Source organism: Trueperella bernardiae (assembly GCF_030246965.1).
In the GTDB taxonomy this organism is placed as follows: domain Bacteria; phylum Actinomycetota; class Actinomycetes; order Actinomycetales; family Actinomycetaceae; genus Trueperella; species Trueperella bernardiae.
In genome coordinates, this window is sequence record NZ_CP127099.1 from 1762109 (window position 1) to 1782697 (window position 20589).

17 protein-coding genes, 1 tRNA gene and 1 riboswitch are annotated in these 20589 nt (G+C 62.8%); of the genes, 2 read left to right on the forward strand and 16 right to left on the reverse strand.

Annotation, left to right across the window (positions count from 1 at the left end; genetic code table 11):
* Positions 1-2: 2 nt before the first annotated feature.
* The 9 genes from QPC17_RS08080 to dcd all read right to left on the reverse strand — a co-directional run bounded on the left by QPC17_RS08080 (position 3) and on the right by dcd (position 9331).
* Positions 3-1016, reverse strand: a complete 1014-nt coding sequence (locus tag QPC17_RS08080) for a thiamine ABC transporter substrate-binding protein (protein ID WP_062614096.1) — start codon at positions 1014-1016, stop codon at positions 3-5.
* Between the two features lie 35 nt (positions 1017-1051).
* A riboswitch (TPP riboswitch) is annotated at positions 1052-1152 on the reverse strand.
* Between the two features lie 211 nt (positions 1153-1363).
* Positions 1364-1603, reverse strand: a complete 240-nt coding sequence (locus QPC17_RS08085; RefSeq protein WP_062614097.1) for a DUF4235 domain-containing protein — start codon at positions 1601-1603, stop codon at positions 1364-1366.
* A 144-nt stretch (positions 1604-1747) separates the two neighbouring features.
* Positions 1748-2107: a monovalent cation/H(+) antiporter subunit G gene (gene mnhG / locus QPC17_RS08090; protein ID WP_068538540.1), complete on the reverse strand. Its 360-nt coding sequence runs from the start codon at positions 2105-2107 to the stop codon at positions 1748-1750.
* Complete coding sequence (locus tag QPC17_RS08095) at positions 2104-2541, reverse strand: MrpF/PhaF family protein (RefSeq protein WP_083200525.1); 438 nt, start codon at positions 2539-2541, stop codon at positions 2104-2106. The genes mnhG and QPC17_RS08095 overlap by 4 nt, the downstream gene beginning before the upstream one ends.
* Positions 2538-3203: a Na+/H+ antiporter subunit E gene (locus QPC17_RS08100; protein ID WP_062614099.1), complete on the reverse strand. Its 666-nt coding sequence runs from the start codon at positions 3201-3203 to the stop codon at positions 2538-2540. Before QPC17_RS08100 ends, QPC17_RS08095 begins: the two co-directional genes overlap by 4 nt.
* The gene (locus tag QPC17_RS08105) at positions 3196-4776 is read right to left on the reverse strand and encodes a Na+/H+ antiporter subunit D (protein ID WP_062614100.1); all 1581 of its coding nucleotides are present in this window, start codon (positions 4774-4776) and stop codon (positions 3196-3198) included. The genes QPC17_RS08100 and QPC17_RS08105 overlap by 8 nt, the downstream gene beginning before the upstream one ends.
* On the reverse strand, positions 4773-5300 hold the full coding sequence (locus QPC17_RS08110) for a Na(+)/H(+) antiporter subunit C (RefSeq protein WP_062614101.1): 528 nt from the start codon (positions 5298-5300) through the stop codon (positions 4773-4775). Before QPC17_RS08110 ends, QPC17_RS08105 begins: the two co-directional genes overlap by 4 nt.
* Complete coding sequence (locus QPC17_RS08115; protein WP_285347214.1) at positions 5297-8563, reverse strand: Na+/H+ antiporter subunit A; 3267 nt, start codon at positions 8561-8563, stop codon at positions 5297-5299. The genes QPC17_RS08110 and QPC17_RS08115 overlap by 4 nt, the downstream gene beginning before the upstream one ends.
* Before the next feature lie 177 nt (positions 8564-8740).
* The gene (gene dcd, locus QPC17_RS08120) at positions 8741-9331 is read right to left on the reverse strand and encodes a dCTP deaminase (protein WP_070448193.1); all 591 of its coding nucleotides are present in this window, start codon (positions 9329-9331) and stop codon (positions 8741-8743) included.
* A 199-nt stretch (positions 9332-9530) separates the two neighbouring features.
* Here dcd and QPC17_RS08125 point away from each other — a divergent pair.
* Positions 9531-9604, forward strand: a tRNA-Gly gene (locus tag QPC17_RS08125).
* A 138-nt stretch (positions 9605-9742) separates the two neighbouring features.
* Here the strand turns inward: QPC17_RS08125 and QPC17_RS08130 are convergent.
* From QPC17_RS08130 to QPC17_RS08150, 5 genes are read right to left on the reverse strand one after another with little or no spacing between them, the layout of a single operon-like run.
* Entirely contained in the window at positions 9743-11134 is a 1392-nt protein-coding gene (locus QPC17_RS08130) for an ABC transporter ATP-binding protein (protein WP_285347215.1), read from the reverse strand.
* Entirely contained in the window at positions 11131-11817 is a 687-nt protein-coding gene (locus QPC17_RS08135; RefSeq protein WP_070448233.1) for an energy-coupling factor transporter transmembrane component T family protein, read from the reverse strand. Before QPC17_RS08135 ends, QPC17_RS08130 begins: the two co-directional genes overlap by 4 nt.
* Complete coding sequence (locus QPC17_RS08140) at positions 11810-12406, reverse strand: MptD family putative ECF transporter S component (protein WP_016444300.1); 597 nt, start codon at positions 12404-12406, stop codon at positions 11810-11812. Before QPC17_RS08140 ends, QPC17_RS08135 begins: the two co-directional genes overlap by 8 nt.
* Positions 12407-12441: 35 nt before the next feature.
* Positions 12442-14190 (reverse strand): ABC transporter ATP-binding protein, encoded by a 1749-nt coding sequence (locus QPC17_RS08145; RefSeq protein ID WP_070448234.1) that lies wholly within the window; start codon positions 14188-14190, stop codon positions 12442-12444.
* Positions 14187-15974 (reverse strand): ABC transporter ATP-binding protein, encoded by a 1788-nt coding sequence (locus QPC17_RS08150; RefSeq protein WP_285347216.1) that lies wholly within the window; start codon positions 15972-15974, stop codon positions 14187-14189. Before QPC17_RS08150 ends, QPC17_RS08145 begins: the two co-directional genes overlap by 4 nt.
* 89 nt (positions 15975-16063) lie before the next feature.
* Between QPC17_RS08150 and QPC17_RS08155 the strand changes: the two genes are divergently transcribed.
* A protein-coding gene (locus tag QPC17_RS08155) for an IS3 family transposase (RefSeq protein WP_101923944.1) occupies positions 16064-17289 on the forward strand; the annotation gives its coding sequence in 2 pieces (ribosomal slippage) (positions 16064-16343 and positions 16343-17289; 1227 coding nt in all).
* 799 nt (positions 17290-18088) lie between these two features.
* Here QPC17_RS08155 and QPC17_RS08160 read toward each other — a convergent pair.
* Positions 18089-19633, reverse strand: coding sequence for an ATP-binding protein (locus QPC17_RS08160; protein ID WP_285347217.1), 1545 nt, complete (start codon positions 19631-19633; stop codon positions 18089-18091).
* Between the two features lie 207 nt (positions 19634-19840).
* Positions 19841-20416 carry a LytR C-terminal domain-containing protein gene (locus QPC17_RS08165; protein WP_062613087.1) on the reverse strand — a complete coding sequence of 192 codons (576 nt, stop codon included), beginning with the start codon at positions 20414-20416 and terminating at the stop codon, positions 19841-19843.
* Positions 20417-20589 lie beyond the last annotated feature (173 nt).

Sequence of the window (20589 nt, forward strand, 5' to 3'; positions counted from 1 at the left end):
CGTTAGCGGCCTTCGCGCAACGCAGACCATTCCTTCTGCCAGGTCTCACGGTTCTCCGCCACTTTCTTCGGGTCGGGCGTGAGCGAGTTCGCGGGGCGCTGGGCGTAGGTCTCCCACTCGGCCGGCAAGGCGACGTCGGCCACGGGGTACATGTACATCGTCTCCGGGATCTCGGACTGGACCTGTTCGGAGAGCATGAAGTCGATGAACTTCTCTGCGCCCTCGGCATTCTTCGCGCCCTTCACGACGCCGGCGTACTCGGTCTGCGCCACGCAGGTGCCGGGCACGTTGACGAAGGCGCCCTCACCGTAAGCGGGCGAAGAGGCGTAGGACAGCACGAGCGGGAAGGCACCCTTGCCGTCGGCAGCGGAGAAGTCGGTGTAGAAGGCGTCCGACCAGGAGTCAACCACCTTGGTGCCGTTGTCGAGTAGGTCGGTCCAGTACTGCTTCCAGTCATTGCCCGCCTCCTCGATCGTGCCCACGAGGAACGCCAGGCCCGGGCTAGAGGTGACCGGGTTCGTCACCACCAGCAGGTCCTTGTACTCCGGCTTGGTCAGGTCCGCGAACGACGTCGGCAGCTCCAGTCCGTGCTCCTCGAAGTAGGCCGCGTCCGCATTGAGGCAGACGTCGCCGTAGTCGATCGCGGTGAAGTCGCCAATGCGGCGGTCCGCGCCCGGGTCCGAGGCCGGGGTATACGGCGCGATGACGCCCGCGTCCAGCGCGCTCTGCGCGGAGAAGTTATCGATGCCGAACACGGCGTCGACAGTGGGGTTGTCCTTGTTGAGGATGAGCTGGTTGAGCACCATGCCGGCGTCACCGGGGGCGGTGGTCTTCAGCGTCATGCCCGTCTCCTTCTCGAAGGCCGCCTTGGCCTCGTCGGAGATCGAGAACGAGTCGTGGGTGAGCACGGTGACCGTGTCGCCCGTCGTCTTTGCCTGGTCAACGGCCGAGCATGCGGCCATCGTCGCGGTGAGCGTGGCGCCAAGCGCCACAACGAAAAGGCTCTTCGTCTTCATTTTTCCTCCCATGTGTTCGGGAGGGCCCGGGCGCACCCGGGGAGAGCTCGACTTCCTTCGCCGGTGCTAACCGGAGCAGGTTCGAGGGTCTGCGTTTCCGCACTCTCAGCGCATGTGCGCTCCCCTGTCGTACGCCTTACCGTACCAAATCGCCCACGACGACGTCGACCACGCCCGCGCCGCTCCCGCGGGCGCCTGCTATCGCAAATGCGGCACTAAACTGACAGATGCGGCACTAAATAACGGTAAAGTAGTGCCGCATCTTGCCGAGTAGTGGCGCATCTTGCCGAGTAGTGCAGCATTTGCGTCCGAAGGCCCGAGAGGGCGAGGGCGCGAGAAGGGGAACGTTACGCCCCGTACCACTCCGCGGCTTTGCGCTTGAGCGCAGTGGACACCACGGCCGACACCACGGCGGTGACGGCGGTGAAGACCACGACGTCGCGCATCGGCATCTGCATCATCTCCGCCTCGTCAGTGGGACGCTGCTTGCCCAGTCCCTTCTCCCACACCTGGTTGACCACCAAGTTCGACGCCGCGCCGGCCGCGCCAGCGATTCCGACCGTGATCAGTTTCCAGCCGATGTTCATTGTTCCTCCAAAAACCTAGTTGGTCTCATCTTAGTCTCTGGCCAGCGCGTTCGCCCGGGCAGGCGGAATTGTCTGCGGCCAGGACCATTCCAGCCACCAGATCCTGCGGTCAGATCCGGCAGCCAGATCCGTCGGGCGGCGGGCTCAGCCGTGGTCGTCGCCAACAGTCATGTCCTCGCCGAGCTCGTCGATGATCAGCGCGCTCTTGTCGATCCGGTCCGTGCGATACCCCGCCCGCGACATCATGTGCGCCGAGATCGGCGCCGTAATCAGCTGGAAGCCGATCACCAGCATCATCGTCCACGTCATGGTCGCACTGCGCACGATGAGCGAGACCCCCACCATCAGCATGATGAGCGAGAACGTCTGCGGCTTGGTGGCCACGTGCTGGATCGCCAGCAGGTCGCGGAAGCGGAACACTCCGATCGCGGCGATGAGGGTAAACAGTGAGCCTGTGACGATGAGAGTGATCCCCACCCAGTCGGCGATTTGTGCCCAGTTCACGGCTGCCTCCCCTCTTCGACGACGCCCGAGCCGCCAGCCGCGCCATTTCGCCCAGTAGCGCCCTGCGCGGCGTCATTCAGCCCACCGACGCCGCTCGGCCCAGCCACGCCGCTCTGCCCGGGGGCGTTCGGGGCGGCACCCCGCCGGGCGTCGTCGCGGCGCTCGGGGTAGCGCTTGGCCACCCCGGGGGTGATGAAGCGGGCGAGCGTGGTCGAGCCGACGAAGCCGACCAGGGCCAGGGCCACGAACAGGGCGAGTAGGTCCTCGCGGCGGGTGAGCGCGGCGAGAAGGGCCACCGCGCCGATGACCACCGAGGTCATGACGTCAAGCGCCACCATCCGCTCCAGGGCCGTGGGCCCGCGGAAGATCCGCATGAGCACCAGCAGCGACGCGATAAATAGCAGCGCCATGCAGAATCCGAGAACGTACGTCATGAGCTCCCCTCCCGGACCTCGCGCGGCTCACCCGTGGCCGGCGCGTAGGGGACGGGCAGGCGCCCGTAGCGGCGGGTGGGGCCGGGCACGTAGCCGGCGTCGACAAGCTCGTCGTGCGAAGCGAAAGCCCGCAGCACCCGTTCCTCGAGCTCGAGCACGGTGCGGTGCACGCCCTCCACACCGCCAGCCAGCTCGGTGTCGAACACGTGGACGTAGAGCGTGCCGCTCACGCGGTGCGCCTCGACCACCACAGAACCCGGCACTAGCGCCGTCATGCCGGCGATCGTGGCGAGGTAGACGTCGGAGTGGGAGCGCAGGTGGACGCGAATGATCGCGGCCTGCGGGTGCTTGCCGCGCAGGATGAACGCGGCGATCTGCGCGGAGGAAATGACGATGTCGATGAGGAAGCGCGCGACCAGCACGACGACGGCGATGGGCCGTGACCGCCCGTCGAACGGCGTGTAGGGGAAGGGCGCAACGGTGGTGATCCCGAGCGCCACAATGAGGCCGGCCAGTACGTTGCCCGCCGAGAACTCGCCCCACAGCAACACCCACACCGCAGTCAGCCAGGCGAGCATGCCCACCGAGGCATGCGGGAAGCGGCCAGGGCGGCGGGCGACGCGGTAAATGGCGCGCGCGGATGGCGTGTAGTCGTTAGCCACGACGGCCTCCTTCCTCGGTGCTCGCGGGCGCGGGCTGCCTCACGGCTTCGGGAACCTTCGACTCCCCGCTGCCGCGCCCGCCCTCGGGCAGGACGGCCACGATGTAGGGCGAGCGGGCCTTGAGCTCGGTGGCGGCGCCTTCGGTGAAGTTGTAGATCGGGCCGGCGAAGAAGGAGATGATGAGCGAGAACGTCACGAGCGCGCCGGCGGCGCCGGTCATCCCCCACGGGATCGGCTTGGCGGAGAGCGGTTCGGGGGCGGTCTGCCAGAAGGCCATGTTCCACGCGCGCGACACGGCGTAGAGGGTGAGCAGCGAGCAGACGATGCCCGTGATGATGAGCCCCCAGTCGATGATCGCGCCGCGGTCGACGGAGGCCTGAATGAGCCCCACCTTGCCGAAGAATCCCGACCCCGGCGGGATGCCCGCCAGGTTCAGGGCCGGCACGATGTAGAGCGCGGAGATGATCGGGGAGAGCTTGGCAAGCGAGCCGAGGCGGATGAGCGAGGTGGTGCCGCCGCGTCGTTCGACCAGGCCCACCACCAGGAACAGGGCGGTCTGGACGGTGATGTGGTGGACGGCGTAGTAGATCGTGGCGCCCAGCCCGTGCACGGAGTACAGCGAGATGCCCCAGATCATGAAGCCGATGTGGGACACGAGGGTGAAGGACAACAGGCGCTTGATGTCCTGCTGGGCCACCGCGCCGAGGATGCCCATGAGCATCGTGAGGATCGCGACGACGCCGATCACCAGCGTGAGCCGGTTGTAGGGGAAGAGGAGGGTCTGGGTGCGGATGATCGCATACACGCCCACCTTCGTGAGCAGGCCGGCGAACACGGCGGTGACAGGCGCGGGGGCGGTGGGGTAGGAGTCGGGCAGCCAAGCCGACAGCGGAAAGACCGCCGCCTTGATACCGAAACCGACCAGCAGCATCACCTGGATCGCGATCCGTACGCCCGGGTCGATCTCGGGTAGGCGCAGCGCCAGCTGGGCGAGGTTGACCGTGCCCGCCGCGGCGTACGTCATCGCGATGGCAATGAGGAAGACCACCGAAGAAATGAGCGAGACCACCACGTACACCGTGCCTGAACGGATGCGGTCGCGCGTACCGCCCAGGGTGATGAGCACGAACGATGCCGTCAGTAGCAGCTCGAATCCCACGTAAATGTTGAACAGGTCCCCGCTGAGGAACGCGTTCGACACGCCCGCCGAGAGCAGGAGAAAGGCGGGGTGATAGACCGCGATGGGGGCGGCGTCGTCGCCGTCGGCCGCGCCCTGGGCCAGCGAATACAGCAGAACCGTGAGCGTGACCGTGACCGAGGTGAAGAGCATGATGGCGCTCAGGCGGTCGGCCACCAGCGAGATGCCGACGGGGGCCGCCCAGTTCGCGACGTCGAGCACAACCGGGCCCGACGCGGACATCACCAGTAGCGTGCCTGCGACCAGCCACACGATGCCAAGGATGCCGGCCGAGAGGATGCCCTGGAGGCGGCGCACAGAGGCAAACGCCAACGACAGGCCCGCGCCGAACAACGGCAGCACCACGGGCAGGGCCACGAGGAAGTCCCAGGTCATGAGCGCCTCCCCTCGTGAGGGCCGGGGTGGGCCGCGGGGGCGGCGTCGACGACGGCCGGGCCAGGCTCGTCGGGAGAGGCCGGGTCGTCGTCGGTCTCGTCGCGGATGTCGGGGGCGTCGAGCTCGAGGTCGGCGGGCTTGTCGGTGCGGGCCTCGAACTTGGCGTCCTCGGTGCGGTCGGCGATGCGGCGATCCTCGAGGTCGTCTTGGACCTCGTCGGAGGCGTTGAGCTGCCAGGAGCGGTAAGCGAGCGCGAGGAGGAAGCCGGTGAGGGCAAGGGAGATGACGATCGCGGTGAGCATCATGGCTTGGACCAGCGGGTCGGCCATGTCTTCTTGCGCGGCCTCCCCCACCATGGCCGGCGCGCCAGAGGGGCCGCCCGCGATGAGCATGAGGATATTGACCCCGTTGGTGAGGGCCGCGAGGCCCAGCACGATGCGCGACAGGGAGCGCTCAAGCACCAGATAAATACCGACGGCGACGAGCACGCCGGACACTATCGCGAGCGCAAGGGAGGAACTCATCGGGTTTCCTCCCGTCCGGTCAGGGCCGTGGAGGTGGTGGCCGGGTCGGAAGCGATGGTGGTCAGGCCCGTGGTGTCGATGTCGAACTCGCTCTCTGTGTGGGGCGGGTGTGCGGGGCCAGGCGCCGGGGCATACTGGGCCACAGCAGATTGGGCTGGGCCGGCCGTGGTGGGCTGGGCCGCGGGTGCCACTACCGGCGCACCCGCGGGAATCGGCGCGTCGGGCGCAACGCCTGGGACGGCGTCGTAGGAGCGGGCCTGCTCCGCGTCGGAGGTGTCCCGGCGGGAATCGGCGGAGGGGCGTAGCTGGTAGTGCGGCTCGTCGGCGGCTTCGACCTCGCCGTGGCGGTCGATTTCGGCGCCGAGGGAGCGCAAGACGTCGAGCACGAGGCCGACCACCACCAGGTAGACGCCGATGTCGAAGAAGATCGCGGTAGCGATTTTGACGTCACCGAAACCCCAGAGCATCAGCTCGATCTTCGCCGACTGTAGGATCGTGCCGCCGAGCGCCACCGGCACCAGCGCGGCCACGCCGGCGGTGGCTAGGCCCGCGCCCATGAGGTGACCCGGGTGGAGGGGGACGGCCGCGCCCAGCTCGTAGCGCCCGCCCGCCACGTAGCGCAGTACCAGCGCGATGCCCGCGAGCAGGCCGCCCGCGAATCCGCCGCCGGGGGCGTTGTGGCCTGCGAAGAGGAAGAAGACCGACACGGCCACGATCGTGTGGAAGACCAGGCGCGTGCCCACCTCTAAGATCACCGAGCGGCGCCCGAAGGGCACCTGGTCCGTGCCGACCAGCCAACGCCGGTTGCGGGCCGGCGCCACCACCGACGACTCGATCACTCGTGCCCGGGTCCGGCGCCAGGTGGGGCCGGCGTCGTCGCGCGCGGGGGCGATGAGCTGGCCGGCCACGTTCGTGCGCGGAGCTTGGAGGTTGCGGAAGCGGTCGATGCGCCCGCCGCGGTCGCGGATAAAGAGGAGGGAGGAAATGCCGATCGCGCAGGCCACTACCACGGCGATCTCGCTGAAGGTGTCCCACGCGCGGATGTCCACAAGCGTCACGTTGACGATGTTTTTGCCGTACCCGTAAGTGTAGGCCTCGTCGTGGAAGTTTACCGAGATCGGGGTGTGGATGCGGGCGCCGGCGGCGACGACGCCGAGGACCGCCGTCATCGCGCCAAACGCGGTGGCCACGATGATGCGCCACGTGCGCGAAAAGCGCAACGGGCGGTGGGAGAAATAAGCGGGCAGTCGGCGCAACACGAGGATGAACACCACCAACGACATGGTCTCCACCAGCACCTGGGTAAGCGCAAGATCCGGCGCGCCGTAGAGCTCGTAGAGGAGGGCCACCCCGTAGCCCGACGCGCCGATCAGCAGCACGGCCTTCATGCGGTAGCGGGCGCGGGCGCCGAGGATCGCGGCCACGATTGTCACGACGCCGACCAGGGCCTGGGACACCGAGTCGTACGAGCGCAAGCTGATGCTTCCCTGCCAGTCGCCCACACTGAAGGCGAGCAGGACCGCGAAAGCGGTGAAGGTGAAGATCGTGGAAAGGTAAGCCGGGAGCGAGCCACGCTGGGTGAAGGCCGTGACCGAGCCCGACAGGTCCTCCAGGCCGGAAACGATCCTGTGGTAGACCCGGTCGGCTGAGACGGGGAAGTCGTGGGCGCGAAGGCTCGGCTCGATCGTGGTGCGCGCAGCAAACAGCACGACGCCGGCCGCGAGGATCACGGTCGTGACCAGGAACGGCGCGCCGATCCCCGGCCAGGACGCGAGGTGGCCCGAATCTCCCGGGAGGGCGCGGACGTAGGGCTGGAAGACGGCGTCGAGAAGCCCGCCCGCCAGGCCGAAAACGAGGCCGGCGAGGGAGAGGACCACGATGGGCGCGGTAAGCATGGGCGAGCGGCGCTTGACCGGGGTGCGGGCGCCGGGCTTGTCCGCGAAGGCGCCCCACCAGAAGCGCAGGGTGTAGGCGACCGTGAAGATCGAGCCGGCGGCGATCGCGAGCCAGGTGAGGGTATCGGCAGTGGTGCCGCCGATGAGCGCGTGGAGGGCGGCCTCCTTCGCCACGAAGCCCGCGAACCCGGGCACGCCCGCCATCGACAGGCCCGCGAGCGCGGCGGCCGACGCCGTGACCGGCATCTGGCGGCCGACCCCGGAGAGCTCGCGAAGGTCGCGGGTGCCGGTGGCCCAGTCGACCTGGCCGACCGCGAGGAAGAGCGTGGACTTGAACATCGCGTGGGCGACCAGCATGCCGAGACCCGCGAGCAGCATCGCCGGGGTGCCGTAGCCGACCATGAGGAGGATGAGGCCCAGCTGGGAGACGGTGCCGAAGGCGAGGACGAGTTTGAGGTCGTACTGCTTGAGCGCGCGGTAGCCGCCGAGGACCAGGGTGGCGATCCCGCCGGCAAGGATCATGTAGCGCCAGGCCGCGAGGTCGGAGAAGCCGGGGGCAAGGCGGGCCGCCAGGTAGACGCCGGCCTTCACCATCGCCGCCGCGTGCAGGTAGGCGGAGGTAGGCGTGGGGGCGGCCATCGCGGCGGGAAGCCAGAAGTGGAAGGGGATGATCGCGGATTTGGCCATCGCGCCGATGAGGACTGCCGCGACGGCGACGACGATGACGGCGTGCGGGGTCGACTCCGCGCCGATCGCCGCGACGCCGAGGGTGCCACTGCTGGCGGAGGCCACCAGCTCCGAGATCACATACGAGCCGCCCGGGATGTTACCCAGCGTGATGAGGCCAGCGAGCATGGCGAGGCCGCCCGCAGTGGTCACAATGAACGCCTGCATCGCGGCGCGGCGCGATGCCTGCTTGTCGAACTGGAAGCCAATGAGGAGGAAGGAGAAGACCGAGGTCAGCTCCCAGAAAAGGTAAAGGGCAAGCGTGTTGTCGGTGGTGACCAGGCCCAGCATCGCGCCCGCAAACGCCACGAAGACCCCCGCGAAACGGCCCATGCCGTGGGCCGAGGCGGAAAAATAGCGGGCGCAATAGAAAAGGACGGCTGTACCCACGCCCGTGACGATCAGGGACATCATCCACGAGAGGTGATCGAGGCGGAAGGTCAACTCCAGGCTCACTTGCGGCACCCACGCGTAATTCTCCGACGGGAAGTCACCGCGCATCACCGCCGGGCCCTGGGCGGCAAGGTAGACGAAAGAGAGCGCCGGAATCGCCGCGAGGTACACGTAGCCGCGTCGGCCCGCCTTCATGATCGCGGGCGCCGCGAGCGCACCCATCGCGAAAGCGGCCAACAAAATCAGCATACGTCTCCCCAGACCATGGCAACGAACAGGTGCTTTTCTCCCCTACTAATCCTAGAGAAAGAAATAAGAAATGTCGCGGTGCAGCCTGAGAGCAAAGCCGGAGTAGGGATGTGGGCGGCGGGTGCGGACGGGCGTGAGTCCGCCCGCCGGTGCAGCAGGCCCGCTCTTGGGCTGGCCTTAAAAGTTGTGGTCCGAGACGTCGATCCTGTGGAAATTCAGGTCCGAGCGGGAGGCAGTCGGGCCGCGCTGGCCCTGGTAACGCGAGCCCCTCGCCCCTTGACCGTAGGGAGCCTCCGCCGCCGACAACAGCTGGAAGAAACAGAACTGCCCCACCTTCATCCCCGGCAGCAACATGATCGGCATGGTCGCCGTGTTCGACAGCTCCAGTGTCACGTGACCGGAAAAGCCCGGGTCGATGAACCCCGCCGTCGAGTGCGTCAGCAACCCGAGTCGCCCCAAACTCGACTTGCCCTCGAGCCGGGCGGCGACGTCGTCGGCAAGCGTGATCTGCTCGTAGGTGGAGCCGAGCACGAACTCGCCCGGATGCAGGACCAGGCTGCTGTCCGCCGAGACTTCCACCAGGCGCGTGAGCTCCGGCTGCGCTTGCGACGGGTCGATCATGGGGTACTTGTGGTTGTCGAAGAGGCGGAAGAAGCGGTCCAGGTGGATGTCCACCGACGACGGCTGAACCATCTCCGGATCCCACGGGTCGATGGCGATCCGCCCGTCAGCGACGTAGGCCCGGATGTCACGATCAGAAAGAAGCATGTCCCAATTCTTTCACGGCCCGCGGTGGCGGGCGGCGGATTTCACCAAGTGGGTGGGCGCGGTCTTGGGGCGGGCGACGGTCTGCGGTCCAGGATCGGCCCGTGCGGCGGTAGCAACGCGGCCGGAGGGCTTGGAGGCGGAGACGGGGATGGGCCGATTGGCGTCGGAGGCGATGGATGGATAAGATGGGGTCACCCTCGCGGGCGTAGTTCATCGGTAGAATGGCAGCTTCCCAAGCTGCAGAGGCGGGTTCGATTCCCGTCGCCCGCTCCACTTAGACGTCGGATTTGATAAGTACCCTTTTGCGTTAGCGAGTATCGCTTAGGGGGTCAAAGCGTTAGCGAGTGTATAGCGCGTTTGCCCTGACCTGCGGAAACGCTTTCCTCTCTTTTGGTTGAGCGGGCGTCTGCGTTAGCAGGCGTTGATTTGGTCGAGGCGGACGCTATGGTCGGCGACCTCGGTAACGAGTTCAGCGTCGTGGGTGATGACGATGACGACGGCACCGGTGTCAGCGAGTTTACGCATTACTCGGGAAATCGCGACCAGGTGCTTGTAGCCAACACCGGACGTGGGCTCGTCGAAGATGTAAACTTTCTTGTTCGCAGCCAGTGTTGTAGCAATAACCAGGCGTTGGCGTTGCCCGCCAGAGAGTGCTTGCGGATGGTCAGCCTCGTGGTCGGCAAGGTCGAGTTCTGCAAGGATCGCGTGGGCATCGATGTGTTGCTTTTCGGTTTTGGTCGTGCCGAGCGTGACTTCGTCGATGACGGTATCTGAGAACAACTGTCGGGTAGGGTCTTGCATCACAAGGTAGGCGTCACGGCTGGTGAATTTTTGTCCGCCGAGTGTGATGGATGCATGTTTGGCTTTTTCTAGTCCGCAAACAATGCGTGCCAGTGTTGATTTGCCTGACCCGCACGGGCCGAGGAGTGCCGTGATTTTCCCTGCCGGGAAGAGCAGATGGCTGATGTTGAGAACCGTGTTTCCGTGGCGGTAGGCGAAGGTGAGATTGCTGATCTCAAGCCCATCTTCTGCCGGTTCCGGAAGTTGTGGCATGGGCACGGGCACTAGGGATCGCAGCCCAAGCTGTTTGCGCTCCTCATCCGAGGTAGCGTAGAACTCTTCGCCGGTTGCGGTGAGGGCGATGTTGCCTTTATCGAAGCAGTAGACACGGTCAGCGATCCCGGAAAGGAAACTTAGCCGGTGTTCAGCAATGATGATGGTGTGTCCATCGGCTTTGAGCCTGGCGATGAGTGTGGCGAGTTGGTCGATAACGTCAGCGGACAAGTTCGCGGTTGGCTCGTCAAAGACGATTAGCGACGTGTTGTTGCACATGGCGACGGCGCAGGCCACGCGTTGCATTTGTCCGCCTGATAGTTGTGTGACGCGGGATTCCAACAGGTCGGCGATACCTAACTCGGCTGCGACCTCGTCAATGCGGGCACAGATCTCCTGCGGGTCGCGGCCGAGGTTTTCTGGGCCGAAGGCGAGTTCTTGGCGCACGTGGGTGGTGTAGAACTGGGTGCGCGGGTTTTGAAACACTGTCGAACAGTGGTGGGCAAGCTCTGATAGATCTACTCGTGCCACGTCAATACCGTCAACCGTGACGGTTCCGGTGAGGTCGCCGTCGTGAAAGTGTGGGATCAGCCCGTTAAATAGCCGTAGTGCGGTGGTTTTTCCTGACCCTGACGCGCCACACAGCAAGGTGACGGTTCCGGGTGTGATGGTGATGGTTGCGTCGTTGATTGAGGGGTGGTCTGCTCCTCGATAGGTGAAGGTGACCCCAGTTGCTTGGGCTATTGTCATAGGACGATTCTCCATATCGCGAAGCCGATAACGACGAGCAGAATGACTGCGTCGATCACACGGAATTTCACGACCGTGACTGAGGTGGGCTTTGCGGTTCCGCCCAGTCCGCGCACGAGGGCGGCCGATGCCAGTTCGTCCCCGCTGCGTACCACGGTCGATAGCAGCGGGATTGTGAAGTATTGCGCCGCACGCAGTGAGAGCACGGACATGCCGCGTAGTTTGATGGCATCTGAGATCGCTTTAACCTCGTGGCCGATCACGGGCAGCACACGTAAGGCAACCGAGATTGGGATCGTGAAACAGGTCGGGATCCGTGAGCTGGCGAGTGCTTTTTGCAAGGTGGCGGGTCGGATTACGCCGATCGCGTAGGCTCCCATTCCTGCGCTGACGCTGAATCGCCACATCCACTGCAGAAACAGCACGAGGAACGCGCTGGCCGTTGACTTCCAGACCAGGGGTATCACATAAACGAGTGTGCTGAGGACCGCAAACGTGGCGAGGTAGACGGCCACCCAGCTGGGGCGCACGAGCGTGTTGGGGTTGATCGCAGCGCTCGTCAGCATCACGGCGGCGAATCCGCCCAGAGTACACACGAACCACGGCGAGTAGGCACTGTAGATCGTGGTGGAGACGATGACGAGCGCTGCGATAATGGTGCGCGGGTCGGGAAGTTTAGACAAGACCGGCCCGTTCAAAGTGTTTGCGCGCGACCCTGGTTCCCAACAGACCAGCAAGCCAGCCCACGATGAGCATCACGCCGAAGAAGCCCAGCAGAATCGGAATCGTGACGACCTGTGCCATCTTGGCGGCATACTCGGCACCCATTTGTTCGGCGATTTGCGACATATATGCGTCTTGGTTCATAAATAGCGGCATCCACGGTGACACGTAGATCGGCAGAATAAACAGTGCGTATGCCAGCGGAACGCGAACCTTAACGTTCTTCGGTCCCTTGGTGATGACTAGGTCGGCGAGCAGGCCGAATACAGCGGCCACCGCGATGCCTCCCACCCAGTGGCCGGTCACGAAAAAGAGGATTTCGATGATAATCAGCATGATTGTCAACGCCCCCATCTTCGGAGTGCGTGCTGTGAACAGCGCAAAGACGATGCCGTTAACGAGGATAGAAAGCAGGAAACCGGCATACATGGCGGCGGGGATGAACCCGAGCATTCCGAATGCAAACACGATGACGAACATCAAGGCGGTGAAGACGCCAATGTTGATGAAGTCGCGCGCGTTGAGGCGCGAGGACGTGGGTGTGGACATAGTTTTTCCTTTCATGTGCTTATACGTGCTGTGTTTTAGACGAGTTGCCATCCGGCTGCGTTGATGCGTTCTTGCCAGAAATCGCGGTATTGACCTGGCTGGTTGACCAGCTCGTCGTGGCACCCGCGCTGAGCGATACGCCCACCGTGGGAGAGCACAATGATTTGGTCAGCTTGTCGAATGGTTTCAAGTTTGTGGGCGATGACAATCAGTGTGGAGTGTTTGCGTAGCTCATTCATCGCCGCAACAATATTGGCTTCATTTTCCGCGTCCAACGCGCTAGTGGCCTCATCGAAAAGCACGATCGGGGCCTTCTTCACCAAAGCGCGGGCGATAGAGACGCGTTGCCGTTCCCCACCCGACAGTGCACGCCCGCCAGAACCCGCCAATGAATTCCAGCCGTCTGGGAGGCGGTTGACGATTTCCGTCACGCCCGACAGGTCAGCGGCCCACCTGATTTCTTCATCGGTGGCTTCTGGGTTGCCAAGGCGAATGTTGGCTTCGAGAGTGTCGTTGAATAAGTAGACGTCTTGGAAGACAAGAGACACCTGGCGCATCAAATCTTCGGTGGTCTGCTCGCGCACGTCCACTCCGCCAACGCGCACGCTGCCGGACTGCACATCCCAGAAACGTGCAACCAACCGGGCGATCGTCGTCTTCCCGCACCCAGATGGACCAACCAGGGCACACATGCCGCCTTGCGGGACATGGAAGGAAATATCACAAAGAACCGGGGTGTCCGGATCGTAGCTGAAGGTGACGTCCTCGAAACGAACATCACCAGGGGCGTTTATCGGTGTGGAGGCATCGGGTTCGGACAGTTCGGGGGCGTCCATGACCTTGTCGACGTGGTTCATCTGCTGGCGGCGTTCTTCCAGCCCGGTCATGCAGCCACCGATGTCTTGGAGCATGGTGGTGAACCGCAGGCACATGCCGATTGTGACCACGGCGTTCAGCGCATTCATTTGCCCGCCGAGGGCGAGTTGGGCGGTGAGCCAGATCATCACCACAATGAGCGCTTGGACGAACATCCCATTAATCAGGTTCGCTAATGTTTCGATCCACAATGCTTTGCGGCTTTTGCGGTCAGCCTGTTTGAATGCCCGATCAAGGGCCGGGTAGTCGTCGGCGACGTGGCAGGAGCGCAGCGCGCCTTGGCAGGTGGCGAATTCGACCATGCGAGCCGCCAACTCTGATTCGGCTGGTTCGGAAATCTGCTTACCTTTATCAAGAAGCACGCGGGAGATATGGAGGAAGGCGAGCATGATCGGGAAGGCGATCGTCAAGGTCAGTCCCAGTCGCCAATCCCAGAACCAGGTTCCCACAGTCACTACGAGCACGGCCGAGAGTTTTTGGACGAGGGAGAAAATGAAATGCGCCGCCGACTCGCCCAAGTTCATCATTTCCTGGGTGACCATGCGCGACAGCCGTCCAGAGCTACCCGAATCGAACACTCCCAACGGTAGGCGGGCTACTTTGTTACCTACTGCCTGGTGTACGTCGTGAATGAATCCGAGCGCGCCGATATAGCCGGTGCGCATGCCATAAAACTCCGTGCCCACGCCCAGCATCGCGATCACCGCCAAGGCGATGAGCCAGCCCGAAAACGATAACCCCCACACCGGCATTCCGGTCGCTAGGGCACTTGCTGCGGGAAGCAGAGTCAGCAGGGCAAAGCCGTGACACAGTCCTGAGACCGCACCCCACGCTTGACCGACCGAGAGGTCTCGCCACGAGGCGGGTTCCATCAAACGCTTAAAGCGTGGCAGCAATAGTTGATTCATCGTGTCATCTCCTCGCATGCACCTTGGGCAAGAAGTGCCTGATAGTGCGCATTACCCAACAGCTCGTCGTGTTTACCGACCACAGCAATGCGCCCGCGTTCCATGACGACGATTTGGTCTGCCCCTCTGATCGAGGCCAGTCGGTGGGCGATCACAATCACGGTTCTGCCTTTGGCAAGAGTCGAGAGAGCTTGTTGGATTTTCGATTCCGATTCCGGGTCCGCCATCGCCGTCGCCTCGTCCAGCACCAACACTGGAGCATCAACCATGAGCGCCCGGGCGATCGCGATACGGGCTGCCTGCCCGCCCGAAACGTGGGTGTCCTCCCCCAACACGGTGTCGTAACCATCTGGCAGGCTCATGATGAACTCGTCGATCTGCGCTGCCCGCGCCGCCTGCCGCACCTGATCCAAGGTTGCGTCTGGCGCGCCAAGAGCGATGTTGTTGTGGATGGTGTCGCGAATAAGCTGTGCATCTTGCAGGACGAATGCGACCGTCGAATACAACACGTCCTGGGAAATGCTCTTTAGATCAACCCCGCCGATGGTGATCGTGCCAGCGTCCGGGTCATCAAAGCGGGCAATCAAACTCGCCAACGTCGACTTCCCCGCACCCGACGGGCCAACCAGCGCGGTCACCGTGCCTGCCGGAATGCTCAGGCTCACCTCGTCTAATGCCTGGATGTCATCATAGGCATACGACACACCCCGAATCTCAATATCATGACCCTTTGGTGTCTGTGGCGCATCGGGCTGACTCAACGCCGGTAGCTCCATGACGTTCACCAGCCTCACTGCCGCAGACCCTGCGAGCTGGTACGACCAGGCGATGGTTGCGACTGCCATCAACGCTCCCGGCAGCACCAAGGCGATCAACGTCGTCGTTATCACCTCGTAGATGCTCACCCAACCGGCGTTCATCATCAACGCGCCACCGCCAAGGTTCACGATCAACAACACCGGGATCGACACCCACGAAAATGAGGCGACCGACATCGACACCAGCGGCATACACCACGCCCGGTAGAACTTAGAAAACTCGTTAGCTGCATCTAAATAGGCTTTATGTGCTTGGCCGACCTTGCCGAACGCTTTCACCACTGAGATACCGGCAACGAACTCGGCCATCGTTGCCGAAACCTGAGCGAGCTTGGTGTCCATTTGTGCGGTCTTCTCATTCATCCCACGCATCGACATGCCATACATGCCCACATAAATCGGAATCGTCGCAATCGACAGCAACGCGAGTCGCCAATCCACCACAAACGCATACATCAACAAGGCGAGCGGGGATACGATCGCGTTCAGTTTCTCGATCGGCCCGTGCGCGATCACTGTGTGCACCGTGGCCGTATCATCCTGAATGGTCTTGCGGATCTTCCCCTCACCCTCGCGGGTAAACCACGACAGCCGAGCAGTCGACATTCGGGCGGCAATTTGCCGACGCAGCTGATTACGCAACGACAGGTCAATAAAATGCGTCACGCCCAATGCAACAAAATATAAGGTCAACCGGGTCATGTATGCGCTGACGAGGAGTATGACGATCCAGTTCACCCGCGCCGGGTCCACCTGGTCTTGCATAAGTTCTCTGCCAAGCTCCACCAGAGCCACATACGGGGCAATAGCCAACACACCAGAGAGAAAAGCCAAAACCTGCGCGATAAACAGTTTGCCTTTCACCGGCTGCGATAGCTGACGGATCGCGTTCTGGCCAGCGACAGATTTTTCCTTCGCGGACCCATACTCACCTTCAACAACCTGATCCGTTACACTATCGTCCATACAAACACCATCCTTATTAGGTAAGGCTAACCTTATCAAATGAAGCGTCCTGGGTTTAGTTCCTACCTCAGCTAAGGAAGGATTGAACTATGCCTAGAAAGTATTCCGTCGAGTTCAAGGAAAAGGCGGTCCATCAGATCATCGAAATGGTCCGCCTGGAGTCCTGCTCACTGCAATGCGCCTACACAGAGGTCGGCGAGCTCCTTGGAGTATCTCACCACACGTTGCGGGCTTGGTACCGTGACAGCGCTTCAGTACGTGATGACTCAGACGCTTCAGGTGGCGAAACAATGGAAGAAGAGCTCAAGCGTCTGCGCCGCGAAAACCGCGAACTGAAACGAGCAAACGGGATTCTTAAGACTGCTTCGGCTTTTTTCGCAGCGGAACTCGACCGACCCACGACCAAATGATCTCCTACATCGACGCGTACAAAGATCAGTTTGGGGTCGAGGCCATCTGCCGAGTCCTCAAACAAGCAGATCGTGGATTCATCACCTCACGCGGCTACCGCAAAGCCACCACACGCGTTCCCAGCGCAAGGGCCTTAAGCGATAGCCTTCTCATCCCAGAGATACAGCGTGTGCATGCGCAGAATTTCTCGGTCTACGGCATCCGCAAAATGTGGCACGCGATGAACCGTGAAGGCTTTCATATCGGCCGCGACAAGACCGCCCGATTAATGAAGCTAGCAGGTGTTTCCGGCCGCAGACGTGGGCGAACGCCCGTGACAACGATTAGCCCGAAGACACCGGATCATCGCCCGGACCTAGTGCAGCGAAACTTTCGTGCACAAGCGCCAGGCAGGTTGTGGGTTGCCGATATTACATACGTTCGTACCCTGTCAGGATTCGCCTACACCGCGTTTGTCGTGGATGTCTTCAGCCGAAAAATTGTTGGTGTTGCTACACGCTCGACGATGCGCACCGATGCGCTGCCCATGGAGGCCTTGGAGCATGCATTAACGACTGCCGGACGAATCCATGGTAACCAGCTGATTCACCACAGCGATCGGGGCAGCCAGTACGTGTCGCTGAAGTATTCCACCGCCCTAGCGGAATCAGGAATACGCCCGAGTGTGGGAACAGTCGGCGATTCTTATGACAATGCACTAGCCGAAACAGTCAATGGTCTCTACAAGGCGGAACTGATTCATGCCCAAGGCCCGTGGACATCGGTCGGAGAAGTCGAACTGGCCACCTTGCGGTGGGTGCATTGGTGGAACACCAAGCGGCTTCACGAAGCATTGGACTACGCCACCCCACAAGAAGTAGAAACCGAGTACTATCTCACCCAGCCCATCAACACAGGGCCGTAAAAGAAGCGGAACTAAACCCAGGACGCTTCAAAATTTCTGGGAGGCGTGCCTAGCCGTGCACGTCAACCGATACGAGCATCACCCTTTCAAGGCCATGCTCACCTGTTCACCGGTGCGGAATACAAACCGGATCGTATCCTCGCCTACGATGACGTGATAGATTAGGGCGTTCCAATCTACATCTGTAAGAACGAAGGTTCTTGGGCTGGAAGTTTGCTGCGCCCGCGAAATGAGTCCATACCGATCAAGCACTTCAGGACTGTCCAACACGAACTTGAAGCAAGTCCGTCTACTGCTCAAGAGTACGAAACACTCACAGAGTTAATCCTCGAAACGCTCAATCAAGCCGGTATTGAAACGCTCCGTGTCCTCCAACCACTAGCTGAAAGCGACGACACCCCCTAACCAGATACCCGCTAACACAAGCCCACCCGCAGACCCCCTTGGCTTCAAACGGACGCCACCCCCAGTGGGCGTTACAGCGATGACCGCCGGATCGCCGAACCTCCAGCAGCCCAGCGAACCGCTCCGAAAACAACAAAACCCCTGCCCAACAGGGGTTCAAAGGCTCAAGCGGCTTTTATCATTTTCGACGTCTTTGTTTCTCAGTTTCGTTCGCGGCACTTGTGCCCGCACCGCAGATCCCCATTCACGACATCGTTGCGCGGGCGCGAAACTTCGAACTCTGGAGCACCAGTTTTCGCACTCTGGCACTTGCGCTGTCATACTCTGGATTTACACTGTAGAAACGGAGTTACACTGTGCCGCCCAATGCGGCGGCGCACTCGAATTCATCCTCTCACTCAGAGACAATGTGATACTTCGTATCACGGTGACCCCAACCGCCATACTGGCCCACGCTGCCGGCCTCCTTGAGCTTGTTGAGCGCGTATCGCAAACGCCCGGTATTCAACCCGGTGCGAGCGCGTAGCTCCTGGAACGAGAGCGGCCCACTGGCGGCGAGAACTTCGAGCACGGCTTCCCCGTTTTTCGTCACGAAAGCGGTCAGCACGGGAACGGAAACGGGCCTTTCCGGACGATCCTGCTCCGCTTCCACATCCAAGGTTGTCGGCGCGGGCATCGTCGTCGGCAGCTCGGCATATGCGACGGGGGTGCCGTAGAGAATGGCGGTGAAACGCACGCCGTTATCGGCGAAAGTGGCAGCCGGGAGGCCGGCCAAACCGAGCTGACGGTACACCTCGGACACGCCTCCACCCTCACCTTCGATCACGCTCGCACCGGAATCGGTTCGGAGGCGCTTTGCCATGTCGTACAGGCGGGGGTTCACGGCGTTCTTGGCGAGCGATGCGCTCGCGAGCTGCTCCTTCGAGATGCCTCGCAACCCGCCAGGATTGGTGACGATCAGGTGATCGCCCACGATGCGCACCTCCACCCACTGGCCTTCCGAGTTCGGGGAAAGATCGCGGTGGACCAGCGCGTTCGCGATGATCTCGCGAACTGCGACGAGCGGGAAGAGCGGCTCTTCGACCATGTTGCCGTCGTCGAGGTAACGGTTGTGGCGCGGCGCATTTTCCTCCACCCATCGCAGGGCAGAATTGAGGAGGTCGGGAAGTGGGCCGTCGAAGTCCTGCCGGCTGCGCGTGCGGACGCTGCCCGAGCGGTCGCGCGGCAGTTGCACCGCGGCTGTCACCCGAAGCTGCGGGGCCTTTGCCTGCGGGTAGCGTCCGAGCGAGTACAGGCCGGCGAGCGTAACTTCGCCGCCCGGAGCGAGCACGTTTGTCAGTTCCAGGAGTTCGGCGTCGTCCGTTACCTGGGCGAGGCGCCTGCTCGTCTTGCGAGCATTTGCGCAGAAATCAGCCGCCGCGTTCGCATCGAGATCGTCGATCGACGTGCTGGACACAGCGGCAGAATCGAAGCGGTAGAGCTCGGACTGCCCCAGCTTTTGGATCTCGATAAGTGCACGGTCGGCGTCGTTCATCACGTAGTCGCCGTCCGACTGGCGCAGGTAGGCGCGGCCGCGATGCAAGGCGGGGCGCTGCGACAGCGGCAACGGAGTCACCTCGACAACGAGGACCTCCCTCCCCTCCCAGGTCAGAACCGTCGGCAAAAGCTGCGGGGCCGGGGTGACGGACGAGCGGGTTTGATCCACGACTCGCGCCGCCAGCTCGTGTGCGTTATCCACGCCGACGACGGCGAAGTTGTCGCGCTCGTCAACACCGAGGATGACCGCGCCGCCACCCGGCATGTTCGCGAATGCGCACATGGTTTCAGGCAGGTTGCACGGGAGCTTCGAGGCGCGCTTGACCTCGACATCAGTCGCATCGCGCTTGATCTGACGAAACTCTTCAAGAGTGCGAAGGAGCCGCTCTGTCGTCCATTTCATACTCTACAGTATGAATAGTTTCACTCTAGAGCGCAACTGTTGCGCAGGCGAATATCACTCTGGCGGCGCGGAGTCGCACTCTGGAAGCAGCGTTACACTCTGCCGCCGACACCCTACTCACAACACCTTTCCGACATCCGCGCTAGCAATTTGCCGTCGCCAAAGTCAGAAAAGCATCGCAGGTGCAGCGGACGCCGCGGAACCGCGCTACTCCTGGAAGGTCTCCACCGGAACACAGTCCTCCACCGGCTCCATCGCGGCGACCAGCTGTTCCTCGGTGGGGGCGGCCACCAGGTCGGTGTAACCCTCGCCGAGCACCACGTCCACGATCTGGCTGGTGATGTTCGGGTCGATGTGCACGAGGGCGTCGGGGAAGTAGGCGCGCAGCGTGTAGGCGCTGGTCACGCCGTCCGGGCTGGCGTAGAGCCGCACGGGTTCGGTGAATTCCTCGCCACCCCAGTTCGCGGTCTCGGACACGACCACCCCGGCCGCAGACAGCGACGTCGCCACCGTTCCCGCCAGACCCGTGCGGGTGGTGGCGTTGTAGACGCTGACGGTGATGGTGGTGGGATCGACGTGCTGCGCGCCGTCAATCGGGCACACCACGGAGTTCGTGTCCGGTGCCTTGGAAAACTCCCTGTCGAAGGGTATGGGCAGCAGTCCCGACCACGTGAGCGTCCCCAGCACGAGCAACACCGCCATGACGGCGATGATCGAACCGAAGATGACGGTCTGGCGTTGCTGCGTGCGCTTGCGGTACTCGGCGCGGGCGTTGAAACTCACCCGTCCAATCTAGCGGATTTACGCCGGGTTGCGCAGGAATCTTGCGGTACTGGGGGATGACGTTCACGACGCCGACGACGCCCCCCTGCCCGCCGCACGCGGAGGTGGGCAGGGTGCTGGCAACTTGGCAGGCGCCGGCGGGCCGGCCGGCGCCCGCCCCGCATTCCCCGGTG